The sequence below is a fragment of the Acinetobacter sp. IK31 genome (genome assembly GCF_035615195.1).
Classification (GTDB): domain Bacteria; phylum Pseudomonadota; class Gammaproteobacteria; order Pseudomonadales; family Moraxellaceae; genus Acinetobacter; species Acinetobacter calcoaceticus_C.
In genome coordinates, this window is sequence record NZ_JANBOB010000016.1 from 47,190 (window position 1) to 65,910 (window position 18,721).

Consider the following 18,721-nt stretch of genomic DNA (forward strand, 5'->3'; position numbering starts at 1 on the left):
CGTTCTTTTAAAATTAGGTACCTAACTCTGCTTCATGTAAGAAATGTGTGTGGTGAGGCGCGCGTTTAGTTTTGCTCCATTCCTCTAACATTTCTGCTTTCATCTCTTCAGTAATTTTTGCAATTTTTTCTTCAGCGCGTACATCGTTATAGGTAAGTTCTAAACGGTGGCCATTTGGGTCAAAGAAGTAAATTGAGTGGAAAATACCATGATTGGTTACACCTAAAACTTTCACACCATTTTCTTCTAAATGTTGCTTCGCAGCCATCAGCGCATTTACATCTTCGACTTCAAAAGCAATATGCTGTACCCATTGAGGCGTATTTTCGTCTCGGCCCATTTCTGGTTGAGTCGGTAATTCAAAAAATGCCAAAATGTTGCCTTGACCTGCATCTAAGAATAAGTGCATATATGGGTCAAAGGCTTTAGTGGAAGGCACATGGTCTTCTGCAAAAGCTAAAATGAAGTCCATGTTGAGCATTTTTTTATACCACTCAACAGTTTCTTTCGCATCCTTACAACGATATGCAACGTGATGTATTTTTTTAATGGCAAATGTCATGTTAAAACTCCTTTTTACTATTCCCAATCTGGTTGTTGTTCTGGCGCCGCGTTATAAAAGGCTGGGATAGACAAACAATGGTGATAAATCGATTCAATTTTTGGAAACGCAGATAAATCAATCTTGAAGCGTTTCGCGTTGTAAATCTGTGGAATCAGGCAGCAATCGGCAATTGTTGCTTCATGTCCAAAGCAAAATTGGCCATTTGAATTTTGTAGTTGCTGTTCCAGATTTTGAAATCCTTCAAGAATCCAGTGCTGATACCAATAATTTTTTTGCTCATCTGAAACATTTAACTCATTTTTTAAATATTTCAGTACGCGCAGGTTATTTAATGGGTGCATATCGCAGGCAATCACTTGTGCAAAAGCACGGACTTTGGCTCTCTCTTGCACATCTCTTGGGAGTAATTTGGTTTCTGGATATTGTTCATCCAGATATTCCAAAATACTTAACGATTGAGACAAGGTTAAATCGCCGTCAATTAAAGTCGGGACCAGAGCACTGCGGTTTAACTTTAAATAGTCTTCACTTCGCTGTTCGTTTTTTACTAGATGTACCGGAACAGTTTCATAAGCTAAACCTTTAATGTTTAGACCAATCCGTACTCTGTAGGCTGCAGAGCTACGAAAGTAACTATACAGCTTCATAGTCAGGCTCCGAAGTTTCTGCAAAATTGAACGTTAATGCAGGAAGAACGGTATTTCTCACTTCACCAAAGCCGATTCGCATCCCATTTTTTTCACAGTGACCTTTCATAATGAGCGTATCGCCGTCTTGTAAGAAACCACGAGTTTCACCGTTGGCAAGTGTTAAAGGTTTAGTCGTATTCCATGTAAGCTCAAGCAAACTGCCATACGAATCCGGTGTGGAACCTGAAATGGTGCCTGAGCCCATCAAGTCACCAACCTGAACATTACAGCCTGCAATAGTGTGGTGAGTGAGCTGTTGAGACATAGACCAATACATATATTTAAAATTGGTTTTACAGATCACGTCAGTTTGTGTCGATTTTGGAGTCTGAATTTCAACGCTTAAATTAATATCGTAACTATTAGCGACATTTTCTTGTAAATAGCCCATTGGTTTCGGATCTTGTTGAGGCCCTTTAACCTTAAATGGCTCAAGAGCTTCAAGTGTCACGACCCAAGGTGAAATCGAACTGGCAAAAGTTTTAGCGTTAAAAGGGCCAAGTGGAACATATTCCCATTGCTGGATATCGCGTGCTGACCAGTCATTGAGCAATACCATTCCAAAAATATGATCCCAAGCATTTTCAATCGCGATTGGCTGACCGAGCTCTGTCGGTTTACCCACAATAAACGCCGTTTCAAGTTCAAAATCGAGTTTACGGGTTGCCGAGAAAACAGGGCGTTCTTCATTTGGAAGTTTAATTTGACCAGATGGGCGAACAATGTTGGTACCACTTACCACAACAGAGCTGGCACGACCATTGTAACCAACTGGTAGTTCGCTCCAGTTTGGAAGTAAGGCATTTTTTGGATCGCGGAACATAGAACCCACATTGGTCGCATGTTCTTTAGAAGAGTAGAAATCGGTATAACCAGGTACTTGAATTGGTAAATGCAAAGTAACGCTGTCTTGCTTAACCAGAACTTCCTGACGTAATGCTTCATTTTGTTGAAGCGTTAAATTATTAGTCGAGAGAAGAGACTGTAGTGTCTTACGCACTTTTGACCAGTTTGCTTTACCAGACTCAATAAATTTATTCAGTGTCGGTTGATTAAAGTAAGTATCTTGATCTGAAATTTTTAAAAGACCGTGCTTTTCAAGAGCAGCGAGATCAATGACCCAATCACCAATAGCTACACCCACTTGGCGTTCGCTTTCGGCAGTTCTGCTAAAAATACCATAAGGTAAATTATGAATAGTGAAATCAGATTGAGGTGAAACTTCAATAAAAGAATTTAGTTTTTGTTCCATTTTCGCGTCCTTGTCTTCATCTCAGGTCTTATATAAATAAAAGTTCGGTCTAGGACTGAGCTACTCAATAAGTTTTTTAATCTTTATTTAGATCAACTTTTGTCTTATGAGTTTGATATAGACCGAGCACAACCAATTGCTTCATGTCCTTATAATACTGAATTCATAAAATTACGCAATACATAATTTGATTACACATTTCATAATAATTGTCATTTCTTGTATTTTCTGTTTTCATTCGCGGTCATGAGAAAAGTCACGCAATTATTTTTCATGAATCTCTATGAAAGTTTGATTAATTTATGATATACGTAATTTATTGGAAAAAAATTACGTGACAAGGATGAGAATAATCATATGTCAGCACAAGAGCAAGGAAACCTGAAACATGGTTTGAGTAATCGGCACATCCAACTTATTGCATTGGGTGGGGCGATTGGCACAGGGCTTTTTCTTGGTATATCACAATCGATTAAATTAGCAGGTCCATCGGTCATCCTTGGCTATGCGATTGCAGGATTTATTGCTTTTTTAATGATGCGTCAGCTTGGCGAGATGGTGGTTGAAGAGCCAGTAAGTGGGTCTTTTAGTCATTTTGCCTACAAATACTGGGGACCATTTGCTGGGTTCATGTCTGGATGGAATTACTGGGTACTGAATGTCCTTGTCTGTATGGCAGAACTGAGTGCAATTGGTCTTTACATACAATATTGGTGGCCGCAAATCCCAACGTGGGCATCTGCTTTAACTTTCTTTGTCTTAATTAATGGCATTAATTTACTCCATGTTAAGTTTTTTGGCGAAATGGAATTCTGGTTTTCTATTGTCAAAATCTTGGCGATTCTGGGAATGATTGGTTTCGGTTCATATTTACTAGCAACTGGTACAGCTGGCCCACAAGCGAGTATTAGCAACCTTTGGGCACTCGGTGGTTTTTTCCCATTTGGTGTTGAAGGCTTAGTGATGGCAATGGCGGTCATTATTTTTGCTTTTGGTGGTATTGAGCTTTTTGGTATTACTGCTGCTGAAGCACGTGATCCGGACAAAACCTTACCTAAAGCTGTGAATCAAATTATTTACCGTATTTTGATTTTCTATATTGCGACACTTTTTGTTTTATTCTCGCTATTTCCATGGAACCAGATGGCTGAAGGCGGTAGCCCGTTTGTGATGGTCTTTGCTTCTTTAGATAGCCAAGGTATTGCAACGTTGCTGAACTTTGTAATTTTGACTGCTGCGGTTTCAGTTTATAACGGTACAAGTTATTGCAGTAGCCGTATGCTATTGGGCCTTGCACAACAAGGAAATGCACCAAAAGCATTTGGACACATTAATAAACGTGGTATTCCAACCAATGCAGTGATCCTTTCTGCTGCGGTGACTATTTTATGTGTATTGTTAAATTATATTTTCCCTGAAAAAGCATTTGGTTTGCTCATGATGCTCGTGGTTGCAGCCATTGTGATTAACTGGGTTGTGATTTCATGGACACATTTAAAATTCCGTAAATACATGCAAAGCCAAGGTCAAACGACTAAGTTCCCAAGCTTTATGTATCCATTTAGCAACTATCTATGCATCGTGTTTATGTTGGGCATTTTAGTTGTAATGTCTTTAACACCAGACATGCGTATTGCAGTCATGATGATTCCTGGCTGGATTTTGTGTTTAATGATGGCTTATCAATTTAAACGTCGTAAGCTGAAAGCAGAGCAGTCTTTAACTGCTGTAGAAGCAGATATTTAATAAAATTTTAAGTTGTAGCTATAAAAGGACGTATCTCATACGTCCTTTTTTATTTTTAAATTTTAATAACAGAAATTAAAAGATTTTATAGTTGTTATAATATAACATTTCTTGAATTTAATGATGAGCATCTTTCCCAGTATTAGTGAAGATAGAGCATATTTATGAAGCGTTATTTAGGTTTAATTTTATTATCTCTCACAGCTTGTAGCACTCAACCACCCAAGTCAACGACTCCTCCGCACACGCAGACTTTACCTCAACCTACAAAAAAAGTAGTCAGAATAAAACAGCAACCCGAAGATTATGTTGCTTGGGTAGCAACCGCAGATCATGGACAGTCTGTACAAGCTTATAAGCAGTTTCTTAAGCAAAAAGGGCTCGCAGATTTAATTCCAGACCATGAATTATTGCGTTCAGCTCGAGATTGGCAAAAATGTGGAGTTGAACCCTATGCAGTGCCTCCACGCGAGATTTGGTCCAATATTGTTCCGACACTCAGCATTTTAAAAGCATTGGTTGACGATGGGGTAATTAATGATTTTGAGGTGACATCGGCCTATCGAGCTTTATCTTTAAACCGCTGTGCTGGGGGTGCCGATGCATCTCGACATGTCTTTAATGCAGCGCTTGATTTCCGAATTGGGCCAGAACAACCTAGTGATTTAGATCAGTTCAATATCCAACAAACCAAAACCAAACTTTGTCAGTTCTGGGCAACCAAAGGCCAAATACTCAATATGGGCCTTGGTGTTTATGCTTCAGGACAAATTCATATTGATAGTCAAGGATTCCGTGCGTGGGGGCCTGACCATCACTATAAAACGTCAATTTGCCAAGGCTTTTAAATATTAAATCTTCCCTTTTGTTAACTCAAACGAGACAAGGAGGAAGATAAAAAACTTGATTAATAGTTATGTTATAACATAACATAACATTATTGTGGTTTAGAAATGAATACCTCCTGTGAGTAGATCGTTTAAATCATCAGTGATGACCAAGTTTTTAATATTATTAAGAGATTAAGCCATGCCAACTGCAAACGCCAAGTCATCTGCCAAGCTTCCTGTTACCGTTTTATCTGGCTTTTTGGGTGCAGGAAAGACCACGTTACTCAACCATATTCTAAATAATCGCGAAGGCCGCCGTATTGCCGTGATTGTGAATGATATGTCTGAGGTGAATATTGATGCGGCTTTAGTACGCGAAGGTGGAGCGGAGCTTTCAAGAACAGATGAAAAGCTGGTTGAAATGAGTAATGGTTGTATCTGCTGTACGCTACGAGAAGATTTGCTGGTTGAGGTTAAACGTTTAGCCGATGAAGGACGCTTTGACCAATTGGTGATTGAGTCGACTGGTATTTCAGAACCATTGCCTGTTGCAGAAACTTTTACCTTTGCAGATGAAAATGGAAATTCTTTAAATGAGTTTGCTCGACTAGACACCATGGTAACCGTGGTCGATGCTTTTAACTTCCTTAAAGATTACAGCTCTCTGGACTCACTACAGCAACGCGGAGAGTCGCTAGGCGAACAAGATGAACGAACTGTGGTGGATCTTCTTATCGATCAAATTGAGTTTTGTGATGTGATTATAGTCAACAAAATTGATTTGATTGACCAAGCTCAGCAAGAGCAGCTCACCGCAATTCTAAAGACATTAAACCCACGTGCCCGAATTGAAATTGCTCAATTTGGAAAGATTGCTTTAGATAAAATTTTAAATACACAGCTATTCGATTTTGATGAAGCAGCACAAGCGCCGAGATGGTTAAAAGAATTGCGTGGCGAACATACGCCAGAGACCCAAGAGTATGGAATCAGTAGCTTTGTTTACCGCGCGCGCCGACCTTTTCATCCAGAGCGTTTTTATGATTTGGTACAGGCTGAATGGCTGGGTGTTGTACGTTCTAAAGGTTTTTTCTGGTTGGCTGCCGAACCGACATTGGCTTATTCATGGTCGCAAGCGGGCGCAATGGCACGGCACGGCTTAGCAGGTTATTGGTGGGCTGCTGTTGCAGAAGAAGACTGGCCGAGTGACTTAGATAGCATCGAACAAATTAAAAAGGTTTGGGATGCAAAAACAGGTGATGCACGTCAGGAACTGGTTCTCATTGGTATGCAAATGGATGAGCAAGCTTTAATAGAAAAATTAGACTATTGTTTATTAAATGATGAAGAAATGGCTTTAGGTCCACAAGTTTGGCAGAGCTGGTCGAATCCTTTTAAACAAGAAGATGAAACCATGTTGATCGCTTAACAAAGAAAAGCCCCTATTTAAAAGGGGCTTATTTTTATGATTTATCTTTGATAAATATCTTACGAATGTAGCTGTTAAGTGGGGTGGAATAATATTTTTCAATTGCTGCACTAATGATGAAAGTCACAATGAGATAGGCAATTAAAAGCATAATTTTGATGCTAGAGTCGGTTTGAGCTGGAATAAAAGCAACCTTCATGAGACCAAGCACCACCAGATGAAACAAATAAGTTTCATAACTTCTTTGCCCCAACCAGACCATCACTTTTGTAAACAGACTATGTGTTTGCGTTCCCGCAGAATGCTGAAAACATAAAATGAGTAAAGCTGAGGCGAAAGCAAATAAGCTAATACCCCATGTACTGACTTCTTTAATGGGAGCATATAAATAAAGGGCTGTCATACTCAAAATAATGAACCAAGAAAGAGGTTTTTTATAGGTCCAATTTGGTCGATATGTATGAGAAAATATCGCTGTTAAACAACCAATAGCTATGCCGTCAAAACTCGAAAAATAATGATATAAATAGGCACCGCTTTCTTCTCCAAAATGTAGAGATCTAAAATAAGGTCCGTATAAAATTACTCCAACAAGTACAGCAATAAATACCTTATTACTACGCGTGAGCAGGCACAATAATGGAAACACAAAGTAGAAAACTTCTTCTACAGAGAGTGACCACAACACGCCCAAAGCGTAGTTTACCCAACCAAATTTGATAATCAGGATATTCATCCAGAAGGTTAAAGCTGCAAATATAGTTAAGGGATATGAGACCTCAATGCCATTGGGGGCTTGGTTTATAAAGGGTTTTAAGTCAAATGACCCAAGTAAACTTACACCTAGAATGAGTAAAACCAGACACGGTAAAATGCGGGCTGCTCGTCGGATATAAAAATGCTTGAGGTTAATTGCGGAGAATTGTTTGTCTCTTTTTAAAGTGTGATGGGTAATTAAAAAACCCGAAATCACAAAAAACATGGTGACGCCATAATTTCCATTTCTTGCAAGTAAGGTGCTAAATGCTTCACCCAAGAAATTAAAACCTAACCATGTGTCTTTAAGTTTATAGGGAATATTAAAATGATGTAAAAGAACCAAAAGGATAGAGATTCCTCGCAGAATATCTATTTTATAATTACGCATTCGATGTGCTTCCAGTTTATTAATATACTGTGTGGCAGAAGAATACTATCGATCAGTTATTTTAAATAAAATTTTTAAGTATCATTGAGTAATTAAAATAATACGAATAGAAAACAGTTGAATTGGGCAAAGCTTAAGGCGACTAACTGCTTAAATGAAAATATTGATAAGATATTAATATAATTGAATTTCTCTACATAAAACTTTAAATTAGCTTATATTGTATTTGGCTTGTTTTTTAGCCAGATTAAATCTTTTATTTTTATTCATTCACATGTTGTATTTGGTTGTATATACATAACATGTCAACTAAAATATAACTTTGCCTGCTGCCTTTTTGAGACTTTGCTATGCCCAGAACATCAAAACAAGAACATGCTGAGCTTTCGATTGAAGCTGATAGTCCAGTTCCTTTATATCAACGCGTCAAACAGCTGATTTCACAAAAGATTTATGAAGGCTCTTGGGCTGTAAATAAAAAAATTCCTTCTGAAAGTGAGTTGGTCAATCAACTTGGTTGCAGTCGCATGACAGTCAATCGTGCGCTACGCGAATTAACGACTGAGGGTTTATTGGTACGTATACAGGGTGTTGGTTCTTTTGTTGCTGAAGGGCAAGGCCGAACCGCGCTTTTTCAAATTAATAATATTGCCGAAGAGATTGTTGCACGAAACCATAAGCACCATGCGGAAGTTTTAATTTTAGAACAAATTTATGCAAATGCAGAACAAAGTGTATTAATGCAGACTCGCGAAGGGCAAAAGCTATTTCATTCAATTATTGTGCATTATGAAAATGATGTGCCAGTTCAGGTCGAAGATCGTTTGGTTGATGCAGCACTCATCCCAGATTATTTAGAACAAGATTTTAAAACCATTACTCCAAATGCATACTTAATGGCGAAAGCACCTGTGACAGAAGGCGAGCATATTGTTGAAGCCGTTTTAGCATCTCCGCAAGAGTGTAAGTGGTTAAAAATTACTAAAACTGAACCATGTTTACTGATCCGTCGCCGTACGTGGTCAAACAAACAACTCATTTCTAGTGCCCGTCTGACTTATCCCGGCAGTCGTTATTATCTCGAAGGCAAATTTACGCAATGATTGAAGTACTCAAGGCAGACCAATATACAAAAATGCTTTGGAAAAATGGTGCAGGCTATACTTTAGAAATTGCGCGAAGCCTAGGTGATCTTGATTTCGACTGGCGAATTTCGATGGCAGATGTGACAACTTCTGGACCATTTTCCTTGTTCCCAAATAAGCAGCGAATTATTACTGTACTTGATGGGAAAGGTATTGAATTACATGTCGATGATCTGCCTGCTAGGTCGTTAAAGCTGGGCGATATTTTTGCTTTCCACGGCGAAAGTCAGGTACAAAGTGAATTAGTTGACGGTGCAATTCGAGATTTAAATCTAATTTATGATTCTGCAAAATTTCATGCCCGCTTTCAGAGAGTAGATGGTACAGAAGCACAGACTTTTTTAAGCTCGGCAGACCTGATTTTTATTTTTAATAGTGGTTCAGAAACAGAAGTAGCGATTGAGGATAAAACCTTTGTACTCACTGCTCACGAGACTTTAAAAATTGAGAAAACCACTGCGATTACATCAGTTCATTTTCCTCAAAATTGGGCAAAAAATTGTTATGTTATTGAGTTAACTCAACGTTAAAATTTAAAAAATAGCTTTTTAAAAGCACATGTCTAGTGAAAGGATGTGTGCTTTTTTTATGCAAATTATAAAAATAAATTATTTTAATTCAATAGCTTATTAAGTTTTTTTAAAAAATATTTGAAACCCTCTTCACGTTTTAAAATATTTGTGTAGTATATGGATGTATATACAAGTTAATACATTACTATACAAATGCAGAAACAAGTGATGTTCTGCTGATGTAAGCTCAAAGGAAGGAGTCCGCCTGTGACAACAACGACAACAAAATTTCGTGATGTAGAAATTCGTGCGCCACGCGGCACTGAATTGACAGCTAAAAGTTGGTTAACTGAAGCGCCATTACGCATGTTGATGAATAACCTTGATCCGGACGTTGCAGAAAACCCGAAAGAGTTGGTTGTATACGGTGGTATTGGCCGTGCTGCACGTAACTGGGAATGTTTTGATAAAATTGTAGATACTTTAAAAAATCTAGAAATTGATGAAACTCTATTGGTTCAATCAGGCAAACCAGTAGGTGTATTTAAAACTCATAAAGATGCGCCACGTGTTTTAATTGCAAACTCAAACCTTGTACCGCACTGGGCAAACTGGGAACACTTTAACGAGTTAGATGCAAAAGCTTTAGCAATGTACGGTCAAATGACAGCAGGTTCATGGATCTATATTGGTAGCCAAGGCATTGTACAAGGTACTTACGAAACTTTCGTTGAAGCAGGTCGTCAACACTACAACGGCGATTTAAACGGTCGTTGGGTTCTTACTGCCGGTTTAGGTGGCATGGGTGGCGCTCAACCTTTAGCTGCAACACTTGCAGGGGCTTGTTCTTTAAACATTGAATGCCAACAAGCAAGCATCGATTTCCGTTTACGCACACGTTATGTAGATGAACAAGCAACTGATTTAGATGACGCTTTAGCGCGTATTGATCGTTACACGAAAGAAGGCAAAGTAATTTCAATTGCACTTCATGGCAATGCTGCAGAGATTTTACCTGAGCTTGTTCGCCGTGGTGTGCGTCCAGACATGGTGACAGACCAAACAAGTGCACACGATCCACTCAATGGCTACCTACCAGTAGGCTGGACTTGGGATGAATACCGTGAACGTGCGAAAACAGAACCAGAAACTGTTGTAAAAGCTGCAAAACAGTCGATGGCGAAACACGTACAAGCGATGCTCGATTTCCAAAAAATGGGTGTTCCAACATTTGACTATGGTAATAACATCCGTCAAATGGCGAAAGAAGAAGGCGTAGCAAACGCATTTGATTTCCCTGGTTTTGTTCCTGCATATATCCGTCCATTGTTTTGCCGTGGTATTGGTCCATTCCGTTGGGCAGCGCTTTCTGGTGACCCAGAAGACATTTATAAAACAGATGCCAAAGTTAAAGAGTTAATTCCTGATGATGAACATTTACATCACTGGTTAGACATGGCACGTGAACGTATTAGCTTCCAAGGCTTACCAGCGCGTATTTGCTGGGTGGGTTTAGGTTTACGTGCAAAACTTGGTTTAGCTTTTAACGAAATGGTTCGTAGTGGTGAATTATCAGCACCAGTCGTAATTGGTCGTGACCACTTAGACTCAGGTTCAGTTGCGAGTCCAAACCGTGAAACTGAAGCAATGCAAGACGGCTCAGATGCAGTATCTGACTGGCCTTTATTAAATGCATTGTTAAATACAGCAGGCGGGGCAACTTGGGTATCTTTACATCACGGTGGTGGTGTAGGTATGGGCTTCTCTCAACACTCAGGCGTTGTGATTGTGTGTGATGGTACAGATGACGCTGCTGCACGTATTGCCCGTGTACTGACCAATGACCCTGCAACAGGTGTTATGCGTCATGCTGATGCAGGTTATGAAATTGCGATTAACTGTGCGAAAGAGCAAGGCTTAAACTTGCCAATGATCACTCAATAAAAACACATGGAAGAACTGGCGGTGCTTTTTGCAATTGTGAAAAGCACCGTCTCAGCAGAATATAGTGCCAAAAATTAGGAAGCCAACATGGAATTATTGATCCAACCGGGAAAATTAACCTTAGCCGATTTACGTCAAGCTTACCTCAACCCGATTAAAGTTAAATTAGATGAAAGTGCTTCAGCTGCAATCAACGCAAGCGTGGCTTGTGTAGAACAGATTGTAAATGAAGGACGTACAGCTTACGGAATTAACACCGGTTTTGGTTTACTCGCTTCAACCAAGATTGCTCCTGAAGATTTAGAACAATTACAGCGTTCATTGGTTCTTTCGCATGCAGCAGGTGTAGGTGAACCACTTGATGATGCGATGGTTCGCTTAATTATTCTATTGAAAGCAAACAGCTTGGCACGTGGTTTCTCAGGTATTCGCCGTAAAGTCATTGATGCTTTGTTGGCATTAATTAATGCAGAAGTTTATCCGCACATTCCTCTTAAAGGTTCTGTAGGTGCTTCTGGTGATTTAGCACCACTTGCGCATATGTCTTTAGTTCTATTGGGTGAAAGTAAAGCACGTTATAAAGGTGAATGGATACCAGCAGTTGAAGCTTTAAAAATTGCAGGTTTAGAACCTATTTCTTTAGCGGCAAAAGAAGGCTTGGCACTTTTAAATGGTACTCAGGTTTCTACAGCGTACGCTTTACGCGGTTTATTTGAAGCTGAAGATTTGTTTGCTGCTGCAACTGTTTGTGGTGGTTTAAGCGTTGAAGCGATGTTAGGTTCACGTGCGCCATTCGATGCTCGTATTCATGAAGTACGTGGTCAGCGTGGTCAAATTGATGTGGCCGCGGCTTATCGTGACCTCTTAACAGAATCAAGTGAAATTGCGCATTCACATGAAGACTGCAGCAAAGTTCAAGATCCGTATTCTTTACGTTGCCAACCACAGGTGATGGGTGCATGTTTAACCCAAATCCGTCAGGCTGCTGAAGTTTTAGCAATTGAAGCAAACGCAGTGTCTGATAACCCCCTTGTGTTTGCAGCAGAAGGTGATGTGATTTCAGGTGGTAACTTCCACGCTGAACCTGTTGCGATGGCAGCAGATAATCTCGCATTGGCGATTGCAGAAATTGGTTCACTCTCAGAACGTCGTATTTCGATGATGATGGACCGCCACATGTCACAGCTTCCACCGTTCTTGGTCGCAAATGGTGGCGTGAACTCGGGTTTCATGATTGCTCAAGTTACGGCGGCTGCGCTTGCGAGTGACAACAAAGCGCTTGCACATCCAGCGAGTGTAGATAGTTTACCAACCTCAGCGAATCAGGAAGACCATGTTTCAATGGCACCTAACGCAGGTAAACGTCTTTGGCCAATGGCTGACAACGTCCGCGGCATTCTAGCTGTTGAATGGTTAGGCGCTTGTCAGGGTTTAGACTTCCGTGAAGGCCTAAAAAGCTCGCCTAAACTTGAACAAGCCCGTAAAATCTTGCGCGCTCAAGTGCCTTACTACAGTGAAGACCGTTTCTTTGCTCCTGATATTGAACAGGCAAGTGAATTACTTTCGAGTGGTTGTCTAAACGAGTTAATTATTCCAAACCTACTCCCTAGTCTATCTGAAGTGTGATTAATAAAACGGTCACATGGAGTGGCCGAATCTAACTAAATATCCTCAAGGATTGGAGATTATAATGTCACAAAACTCCACACTACAGCGGGGGTTGAACACCCGTCACATTCGTTTCTTGGCATTGGGCTCAGCAATTGGAACTGGGCTTTTCTATGGTTCGGCAACTGCCATTAAAATGGCGGGGCCTTCAGTATTACTAGCGTATATTGTTGCAGGGATTGCAATTTATATTGTTATGCGTGCACTGGGTGAAATGGCTGTCCATAACCCTGTATCTGGTTCATTTAGCCATTATGCATCACAGTACATTAGTCCACTGGCAGGTTTTACCACAGGTTGGACTTATGTTTTTGAAATGGTGATTGTTGCACTTGCCGATGTCACTGCTTTTGGTATTTATATGGGGTTCTGGTATCCCGATGTGCCACGGTGGATCTGGATTTTATCGTTAATTATGTTCTTGGGTGCCATTAATTTAATTCACGTTAAAGTCTTTGGTGAACTCGAATTCTGGTTATCCATTATCAAAGTTACCGCCATTGTTGCCATGATTTTAGGTGGTTTGGGCCTTATGTTCTATGGTTTTCAGGCTGACCATAGCAATATCGTACCGGGCATTTCAAACCTATGGATTTATGACGGTTTTATGCCGCATGGTATTGCCGGTCTGGTGGCATGTTTATCTGTAGTTGTATTTGCTTTTGGTGGTATTGAGATTATTGGCATTACAGCGGGTGAGTCGCAAGATCCGAAAACGACTTTGCCAAAAGCAATTAATGCTGTTCCAGTTCGTATTTTACTTTTTTATGTACTCACGATTTTTGTTTTGATGTCGATTTTCCCATGGAACCAAATTGGTAGCCAAGGTAGTCCATTTGTCCAGATTTTTGAAAATTTAGGCATTAAATCAGCAGCAAATATTTTGAATATTGTCGTGATTACAGCGGCTGTTTCAGCAATTAACAGTGATGTATTCGGCGCAGGCCGTATGCTTTATGGTATGGCAAACCGTGGTCAAGCACCTCGAGTTTTCCAAAAACTGTCACGTAATGGTGTGCCATGGATGACTGTTGTGGTGATGGCCGGTGTGCTATTGACGGGTGTGGTACTGAACTACCTTATTCCTGAAAATGTATTCATGATCATTGCATCAATTGCGACTTTTGCAACCGTCTGGGTTTGGCTCATGATTTTGCTTTCGCAAGTGGCAATGCGCCGTAAATTATCTACTGCTGAAATTAAGGCGCTTGATTTCCCTGTATGGGGTTGGCCATATGCACCTGCGTTCGCGATTGGTTTTATGGTGTTTATTTTAGTGATGATGGGTTATTTCCCTGATTCACGTCCTGCAATTTATGTAGGCATAACATGGCTTGTTCTATTAACTATTGCTTATCGCATATGGGTAAAACCAGACCAGAACTTGGGCAAGGAAAGTAATCCTATCCATCAAAATGTTGAGATAGAAAGCTAACAAATGAACTGCCCAATGGTTTAACTATTGGGCAGTTTTGAGGAAAGGCTAATGAAAAAACTTTGGCAAAATTGCCACATTGCGACCATGCAAAATGGGCAATATTCTTACATTGAAGATGCTGCAATTGTCACAGAAGGGCATCTCATTCAGTGGATTGGAAAACAACAACAACTTCCTACCGACACATATTCCGAAACAGTTGACTTAAAAGGCGCTTGGGTAACCCCAGGGTTTATTGACTGTCATACGCATAGTGTATTTGGTGGCAACCGTAGTGTTGAGTTTGAAAAACGCTTGCAAGGTGTGAGCTATGCTGAAATTGCAGCAAGCGGTGGTGGCATTGCAAGTACAGTGCGCGCAACGCGTGAAGCAAGCGAAGAACAATTATTAAATTCAGCACTTAAACGCATTCGCTGTATGCAACAAGACGGTGTAACCACCATCGAGATTAAGTCTGGTTACGGACTTAATTACGAAAATGAGCGCAAAATGCTGCGTGTGATTCGTCAAATTGGTGAAGTCTTGCCAATGACCGTAAAAAGTACTTGTTTGGCTGCTCATGCTTTACCGCCAGAGTACAAAGATCAAAGCGATGCTTATATCGAGCATATCTGTACAGAAATGTTGCCTAAACTGCATGCTGAAGGTTTAGTCGATGCTGTTGATGCTTTTTGTGAGCATCTGGCATTTTCACCAGCTCAGGTCGAACGTGTTTTTAAAACAGCCCAATCACTGAATCTACCCGTTAAGCTTCATGCCGAGCAGCTCTCATCGCTAGGTGGCTCAAGCTTGGCGGCACGTTATCATGCATTGTCGGCTGACCATTTAGAATACATGACCGAAGATGATGTTAAAGCCATGGCAGAGTCGGGCACGGTTGCTGTGCTATTGCCGGGCGCCTTTTATCTATTACGTGAAACACAATATCCACCAGTTGAAAGTCTCATTAAGCATGGCGTGCGTATTGCACTGTCGAGCGATTTAAACCCGGGCACATCTCCAGCACTTTCTTTACGTTTAATGCTGAATATGGGCAGCACGCTATTCCGTCTTACACCTGAGCAAGCATTGGCAGGTGTGACTATTCATGCTGCACAAGCACTCGGTTTAGAGCAAACACATGGCAGTTTGGAACAAGGTAAAGTCGCGGATTTTGTGGCTTGGGATATTGAGCATCCATCTGAAATTGTTTACTGGCTTGGCGGAGATTTACCTAAGCGAGTAATTCAGCATGGACAAGAAGTTATTTTTTAAACGGTGTCACATGAATCACACATTTAAATGGCAAGGCCGCCATGATGGCGAAGGTGAAGCACACCAACGCATTCATCATATTATCAACAAAACCCAACACGCAGACTTTGCGCTGATTGGTTTTAGCTCTGATGAAGGCGTGAAACGTAACAAAGGCCGAGTTGGTGCTGCCGATGCTCCAGACGCAATACGTAACCAGCTTGCCAATTTACCTATTCATCGTCCAGTCAGTATTGTCGATTTAGGTACAGTAACTTGTGAATATGGCAATTTAGAACAAGCGCAAACTGAGTTGGCTGAGCAAGTCGCAAATAGCCTACAAAATGGTTTAAAACCGATTGTACTAGGTGGTGGACATGAGGTTGCATTTGGCAGCTTTAGCGGTTTATTCCAATATGTACAAGCACATGCGCCTGAACAAAAAATAGGCATTATTAATTTCGATGCCCATTTTGACTTACGTGAAGCAGAGCAGGCGACATCTGGAACACCTTTTTTACAGGCAGCTCGACTTTCTGAGCAGCATCAAAAACAATTTAATTATTTATGTATTGGGGTCGCCAACCATGCCAATACTAAAGTTTTGTTTGATACAGCTGATGCTCTAAATTGCTCATATTTACGTGATCATGAGGTTAATATTTTTAACCTGAACAACGTACTTGCGGCGGTTGATGCTTTTATTGAGAAAGTGGACTGTTTGTACGTTACGATTGATCTAGATGTATTTGCTGCTGCGGTTGCACCGGGAGTTAGTGCACCTGCTGTAAAAGGAATTGATTTAGCTACTTTTGAAGCAATTTTTAAGCATATTCAAGAGACTGGAAAAATCAAAATTTTAGATATTGCTGAGTGCAATCCAAAATTTGATTTAGACAATAGAACAGCAAAACTGGCTGCCTATATTGTTTATCAATATTTATTTTCTTAAGAAACAATTTTTAATGTAGAAATTCAAAAGTGCACTGAGATCGCTCATGTGCACTTTTTTAAGTTTCTGAACCATTAAAGTCAGATACGGAATATAGATAGCAACTATAAATAATTTAATTAAAAAGAAAATTAATTTATAAAATCATTGAGTTAAAAAAATACTCGATTTTTACACCATTTTATATGCTGCTTGGCACGTAATTTGTTTTGTCTTTATTTTAACCTTCGTTAAATATTTCTGGATAATTAAATGAAAAACAGAACCTTACACTTGGCTTGTATCAGTGTTTTATTTTGGATGTCTCATTCTTCTGGTGCTGCAACCCCCGAAATTAATACGAATACCATCGAAAAATCACAATCTAAACCAAATAGTAATGTCTCTGTTCGGGTGAAAGCTTTAAACCAGCTTTTACAAGAACAGTGGGAATATACTTTAAAAAATAATCCTGAAACTGCAACTATTTTAGGAGATTTACGCTACAACAATCGATGGACTGAGCTTTCAAAAAATCAGATCGAGAAAGATAAAAGAAGTACGCAAAATTTCTTAAAACGTTTTGAAGCGATTAATAGCACAGGGTTTTCAGCAACTGATCAATTAAATAAAGATTTAATAATTTATCAGTTGAAAGAGTCACTTAAAAATTATGATTTGAAACTCTATGAGATGCCTTTCAATCAAATGTGGGGACTGCATTTACAGTTTCCGGGGTTTATTAGTTCGATTCCCTTTGATAATGCTAAGCAATATGAAGACTATATTGCTCGTTTAAAGCAAATCCCTCTTATTCTTGATCAGGGGATTCAGTTAGCGAAACAAGGACAAAAAGATGGCTTGATGCCACCGAAATACTTAATTGAAAAGGTGGCAAAACAGATTAATAGCATTGCAACTCCCGTAGGGAAGGATAGTGTTTTTGCTTCTCCATTAAAGCAATTTCCAAATAACATTTCGAAAGCAGAACAAGAACGTTTAAGCCATGAAATGCTACAGGCCATACATCAGTATGTTCGGCCTGCCTATCAAAAACTCGGCACGTTTATTCAGAAAGATTACTTACCCTATGGACGACAACATGAAGGTATATGGAGCTTACCAAAAGGAGATGAGCTCTATCGCTTTTATGTAGAAAATAATACGATAACCTCTGAAAGCCCTGAAAATATCCATCAGCTCGGATTAAAAGAAGTTGCTCGTATTGAAGCGGAAATGCTTAAAATTGCCAAAGCACAAGGTTTCAGCGACTTAAAAAGTTTCCAACAATCCTTAAAAACAAATCCCGCTGTTTTCCCAAAATCTCGTGAAGAAATTTTAGAAATTTATCGGGGGTATATTGCCCAAATCCAACCAGAGTTGCCGAAGCTGTTTGGTTTATTACCAAAAAATAAAGTCGAAGTTTTACCTGTAGAGCAATATCGAGAAAAAGAAGCAGCAGGCGCCGAATATCATCAAGGAACACCTGATGGTTCACGCCCCGGACAAGTTTATGTGAATACAGGCGACTTCTCTGAACGGTCAAAAATATCAATGGAAGCTACGGCTTATCATGAGGCTATTCCGGGGCATCATATGCAGATTGATATAGCTCAAAACTTGCCAAATTTGCCAATGTTCCGCAAGCAGCCGAATCATACTGCCTATATTGAAGGATGGGCACTTTACGCAGAGCAACTGGGTAAAGACGTTGGTTTCTATAAAGACCCACTTTCAGACTATGGAAGACTATCGAGTGAGTTATTTCGTGCTTGTCGGTTAGTGGTTGACACTGGAGTACATTATAAAAAATGGACTCGTCAGCAAATGATTGATTTTATGCGAGAACATTCTGCTTTAGATGAACCTGATATTCAGGCAGAGACAGATCGATATATTGCTATTCCTGCCCAAGCATTGGCATACAAGATGGGGCAACTTAAAATCTTAGAGTTACGAGAGTTAGCTAAGCATGAGCTTGGAGATCGTTTTGATATAAAAGTATTCCATGACATGATCTTAAATGCAGGAACATTGCCTTTAAATATATTGGATGCCCGTATTAAAAATTGGATTAAGGAACAAAAAGCGGCAGCTTAAAATAAAATTCGAAATTTAGGTCAGGTCTTCAGAGGCCTGATTTAAAAACAGATAGAAAACAGAATATAATAATGAAAAATATAGTTTCTTTT

General features: G+C 39.8%; 15 protein-coding genes. 11 read left to right on the forward strand and 4 right to left on the reverse strand.

Annotated features, from left to right (window positions below; all coding sequences use genetic code 11):
• Nucleotides 1-13: 13 nt before the first annotated feature.
• From MSG66_RS08875 to fahA, 3 genes are read right to left on the reverse strand one after another with little or no spacing between them, the layout of a single operon-like run.
• Nucleotides 14-562: a VOC family protein gene (locus MSG66_RS08875; RefSeq protein ID WP_324653705.1), complete on the reverse strand. Its 549-nt coding sequence runs from the start codon at nucleotides 560-562 to the stop codon at nucleotides 14-16.
• A 17-nt stretch (nucleotides 563-579) separates the two neighbouring features.
• Nucleotides 580-1,212: a maleylacetoacetate isomerase gene (maiA, locus tag MSG66_RS08880; protein WP_133971115.1), complete on the reverse strand. Its 633-nt coding sequence runs from the start codon at nucleotides 1,210-1,212 to the stop codon at nucleotides 580-582.
• Nucleotides 1,199-2,506: a fumarylacetoacetase gene (fahA, locus tag MSG66_RS08885; protein ID WP_324653708.1), complete on the reverse strand. Its 1,308-nt coding sequence runs from the start codon at nucleotides 2,504-2,506 to the stop codon at nucleotides 1,199-1,201. Before fahA ends, maiA begins: the two co-directional genes overlap by 14 nt.
• A 357-nt stretch (nucleotides 2,507-2,863) precedes the next feature.
• On the opposite strand from fahA, the gene MSG66_RS08890 reads away from it, so the two are divergent.
• The 3 genes from MSG66_RS08890 (at nucleotide 2,864) to zigA (ending at nucleotide 6,511) form a co-directional block, all read left to right on the forward strand.
• Complete coding sequence (locus MSG66_RS08890) at nucleotides 2,864-4,252, forward strand: amino acid permease (RefSeq protein WP_324653710.1); 1,389 nt, start codon at nucleotides 2,864-2,866, stop codon at nucleotides 4,250-4,252.
• 164 nt (nucleotides 4,253-4,416) lie between these two features.
• Entirely contained in the window at nucleotides 4,417-5,100 is a 684-nt protein-coding gene (gene zrlA, locus MSG66_RS08895; protein WP_262473058.1) for a D-Ala-D-Ala carboxypeptidase ZrlA, read from the forward strand.
• A gap of 181 nt (nucleotides 5,101-5,281) precedes the next feature.
• Nucleotides 5,282-6,511 (forward strand): zinc metallochaperone GTPase ZigA, encoded by a 1,230-nt coding sequence (gene zigA, locus MSG66_RS08900; protein WP_324653713.1) that lies wholly within the window; start codon nucleotides 5,282-5,284, stop codon nucleotides 6,509-6,511.
• A 34-nt stretch (nucleotides 6,512-6,545) separates the two neighbouring features.
• Here the strand turns inward: zigA and MSG66_RS08905 are convergent, their stop codons facing one another.
• Nucleotides 6,546-7,658, reverse strand: a complete 1,113-nt coding sequence (locus MSG66_RS08905) for an acyltransferase (protein ID WP_324653715.1) — start codon at nucleotides 7,656-7,658, stop codon at nucleotides 6,546-6,548.
• Between the two features lie 350 nt (nucleotides 7,659-8,008).
• On the opposite strand from MSG66_RS08905, the gene hutC reads away from it, so the two are divergent.
• From hutC to MSG66_RS08945, 8 genes are all read left to right on the forward strand, one after another.
• Nucleotides 8,009-8,761, forward strand: coding sequence for a histidine utilization repressor (gene hutC / locus MSG66_RS08910; protein ID WP_017391094.1), 753 nt, complete (start codon nucleotides 8,009-8,011; stop codon nucleotides 8,759-8,761).
• On the forward strand, nucleotides 8,758-9,333 hold the full coding sequence (locus tag MSG66_RS08915) for a HutD family protein (RefSeq protein ID WP_202743222.1): 576 nt from the start codon (nucleotides 8,758-8,760) through the stop codon (nucleotides 9,331-9,333). The genes hutC and MSG66_RS08915 overlap by 4 nt, the downstream gene beginning before the upstream one ends.
• A 249-nt stretch (nucleotides 9,334-9,582) precedes the next feature.
• Complete coding sequence (hutU, locus tag MSG66_RS08920) at nucleotides 9,583-11,259, forward strand: urocanate hydratase (protein WP_133971127.1); 1,677 nt, start codon at nucleotides 9,583-9,585, stop codon at nucleotides 11,257-11,259.
• Between the two features lie 87 nt (nucleotides 11,260-11,346).
• Nucleotides 11,347-12,885, forward strand: a complete 1,539-nt coding sequence (hutH, locus tag MSG66_RS08925) for a histidine ammonia-lyase (RefSeq protein WP_133971128.1) — start codon at nucleotides 11,347-11,349, stop codon at nucleotides 12,883-12,885.
• Nucleotides 12,886-12,949: 64 nt separating this feature from the next.
• A complete protein-coding gene (locus MSG66_RS08930) occupies nucleotides 12,950-14,362 on the forward strand; it encodes an amino acid permease (protein WP_133971130.1) in 1,413 nt (470 codons plus the stop codon).
• A 51-nt stretch (nucleotides 14,363-14,413) separates the two neighbouring features.
• Nucleotides 14,414-15,619, forward strand: coding sequence for an imidazolonepropionase (gene hutI, locus MSG66_RS08935; RefSeq protein ID WP_324653720.1), 1,206 nt, complete (start codon nucleotides 14,414-14,416; stop codon nucleotides 15,617-15,619).
• Nucleotides 15,620-15,629: 10 nt separating this feature from the next.
• Entirely contained in the window at nucleotides 15,630-16,550 is a 921-nt protein-coding gene (hutG, locus tag MSG66_RS08940; protein WP_324653722.1) for a formimidoylglutamase, read from the forward strand.
• 252 nt (nucleotides 16,551-16,802) lie between these two features.
• Entirely contained in the window at nucleotides 16,803-18,629 is a 1,827-nt protein-coding gene (locus tag MSG66_RS08945) for a DUF885 domain-containing protein (RefSeq protein ID WP_324653723.1), read from the forward strand.
• The last annotated feature ends 92 nt before the right edge of the window (nucleotides 18,630-18,721 follow it).

Excerpts from the sequence above, each read along its gene's own strand:
- MSG66_RS08875 (WP_324653705.1), bottom strand. The coding sequence starts at position 562 with ATGACATTTGCCATTAAAAAAATACATCACGTTGCATATCGTTGTAAG.
- maiA (WP_133971115.1), bottom strand. The coding sequence starts at position 1,212 with ATGAAGCTGTATAGTTACTTTCGTAGCTCTGCAGCCTACAGAGTACGG.
- fahA (WP_324653708.1), bottom strand. The coding sequence starts at position 2,506 with ATGGAACAAAAACTAAATTCTTTTATTGAAGTTTCACCTCAATCTGAT.
- MSG66_RS08890 (WP_324653710.1), top strand. The coding sequence starts at position 2,864 with ATGTCAGCACAAGAGCAAGGAAACCTGAAACATGGTTTGAGTAATCGG.
- zrlA (WP_262473058.1), top strand. The coding sequence starts at position 4,417 with ATGAAGCGTTATTTAGGTTTAATTTTATTATCTCTCACAGCTTGTAGC.
- zigA (WP_324653713.1), top strand. The coding sequence starts at position 5,282 with ATGCCAACTGCAAACGCCAAGTCATCTGCCAAGCTTCCTGTTACCGTT.
- MSG66_RS08905 (WP_324653715.1), bottom strand. The coding sequence starts at position 7,658 with ATGCGTAATTATAAAATAGATATTCTGCGAGGAATCTCTATCCTTTTG.
- hutC (WP_017391094.1), top strand. The coding sequence starts at position 8,009 with ATGCCCAGAACATCAAAACAAGAACATGCTGAGCTTTCGATTGAAGCT.
- MSG66_RS08915 (WP_202743222.1), top strand. The coding sequence starts at position 8,758 with ATGATTGAAGTACTCAAGGCAGACCAATATACAAAAATGCTTTGGAAA.
- hutH (WP_133971128.1), top strand. The coding sequence starts at position 11,347 with ATGGAATTATTGATCCAACCGGGAAAATTAACCTTAGCCGATTTACGT.
- MSG66_RS08930 (WP_133971130.1), top strand. The coding sequence starts at position 12,950 with ATGTCACAAAACTCCACACTACAGCGGGGGTTGAACACCCGTCACATT.
- hutI (WP_324653720.1), top strand. The coding sequence starts at position 14,414 with ATGAAAAAACTTTGGCAAAATTGCCACATTGCGACCATGCAAAATGGG.
- hutG (WP_324653722.1), top strand. The coding sequence starts at position 15,630 with ATGAATCACACATTTAAATGGCAAGGCCGCCATGATGGCGAAGGTGAA.
- MSG66_RS08945 (WP_324653723.1), top strand. The coding sequence starts at position 16,803 with ATGAAAAACAGAACCTTACACTTGGCTTGTATCAGTGTTTTATTTTGG.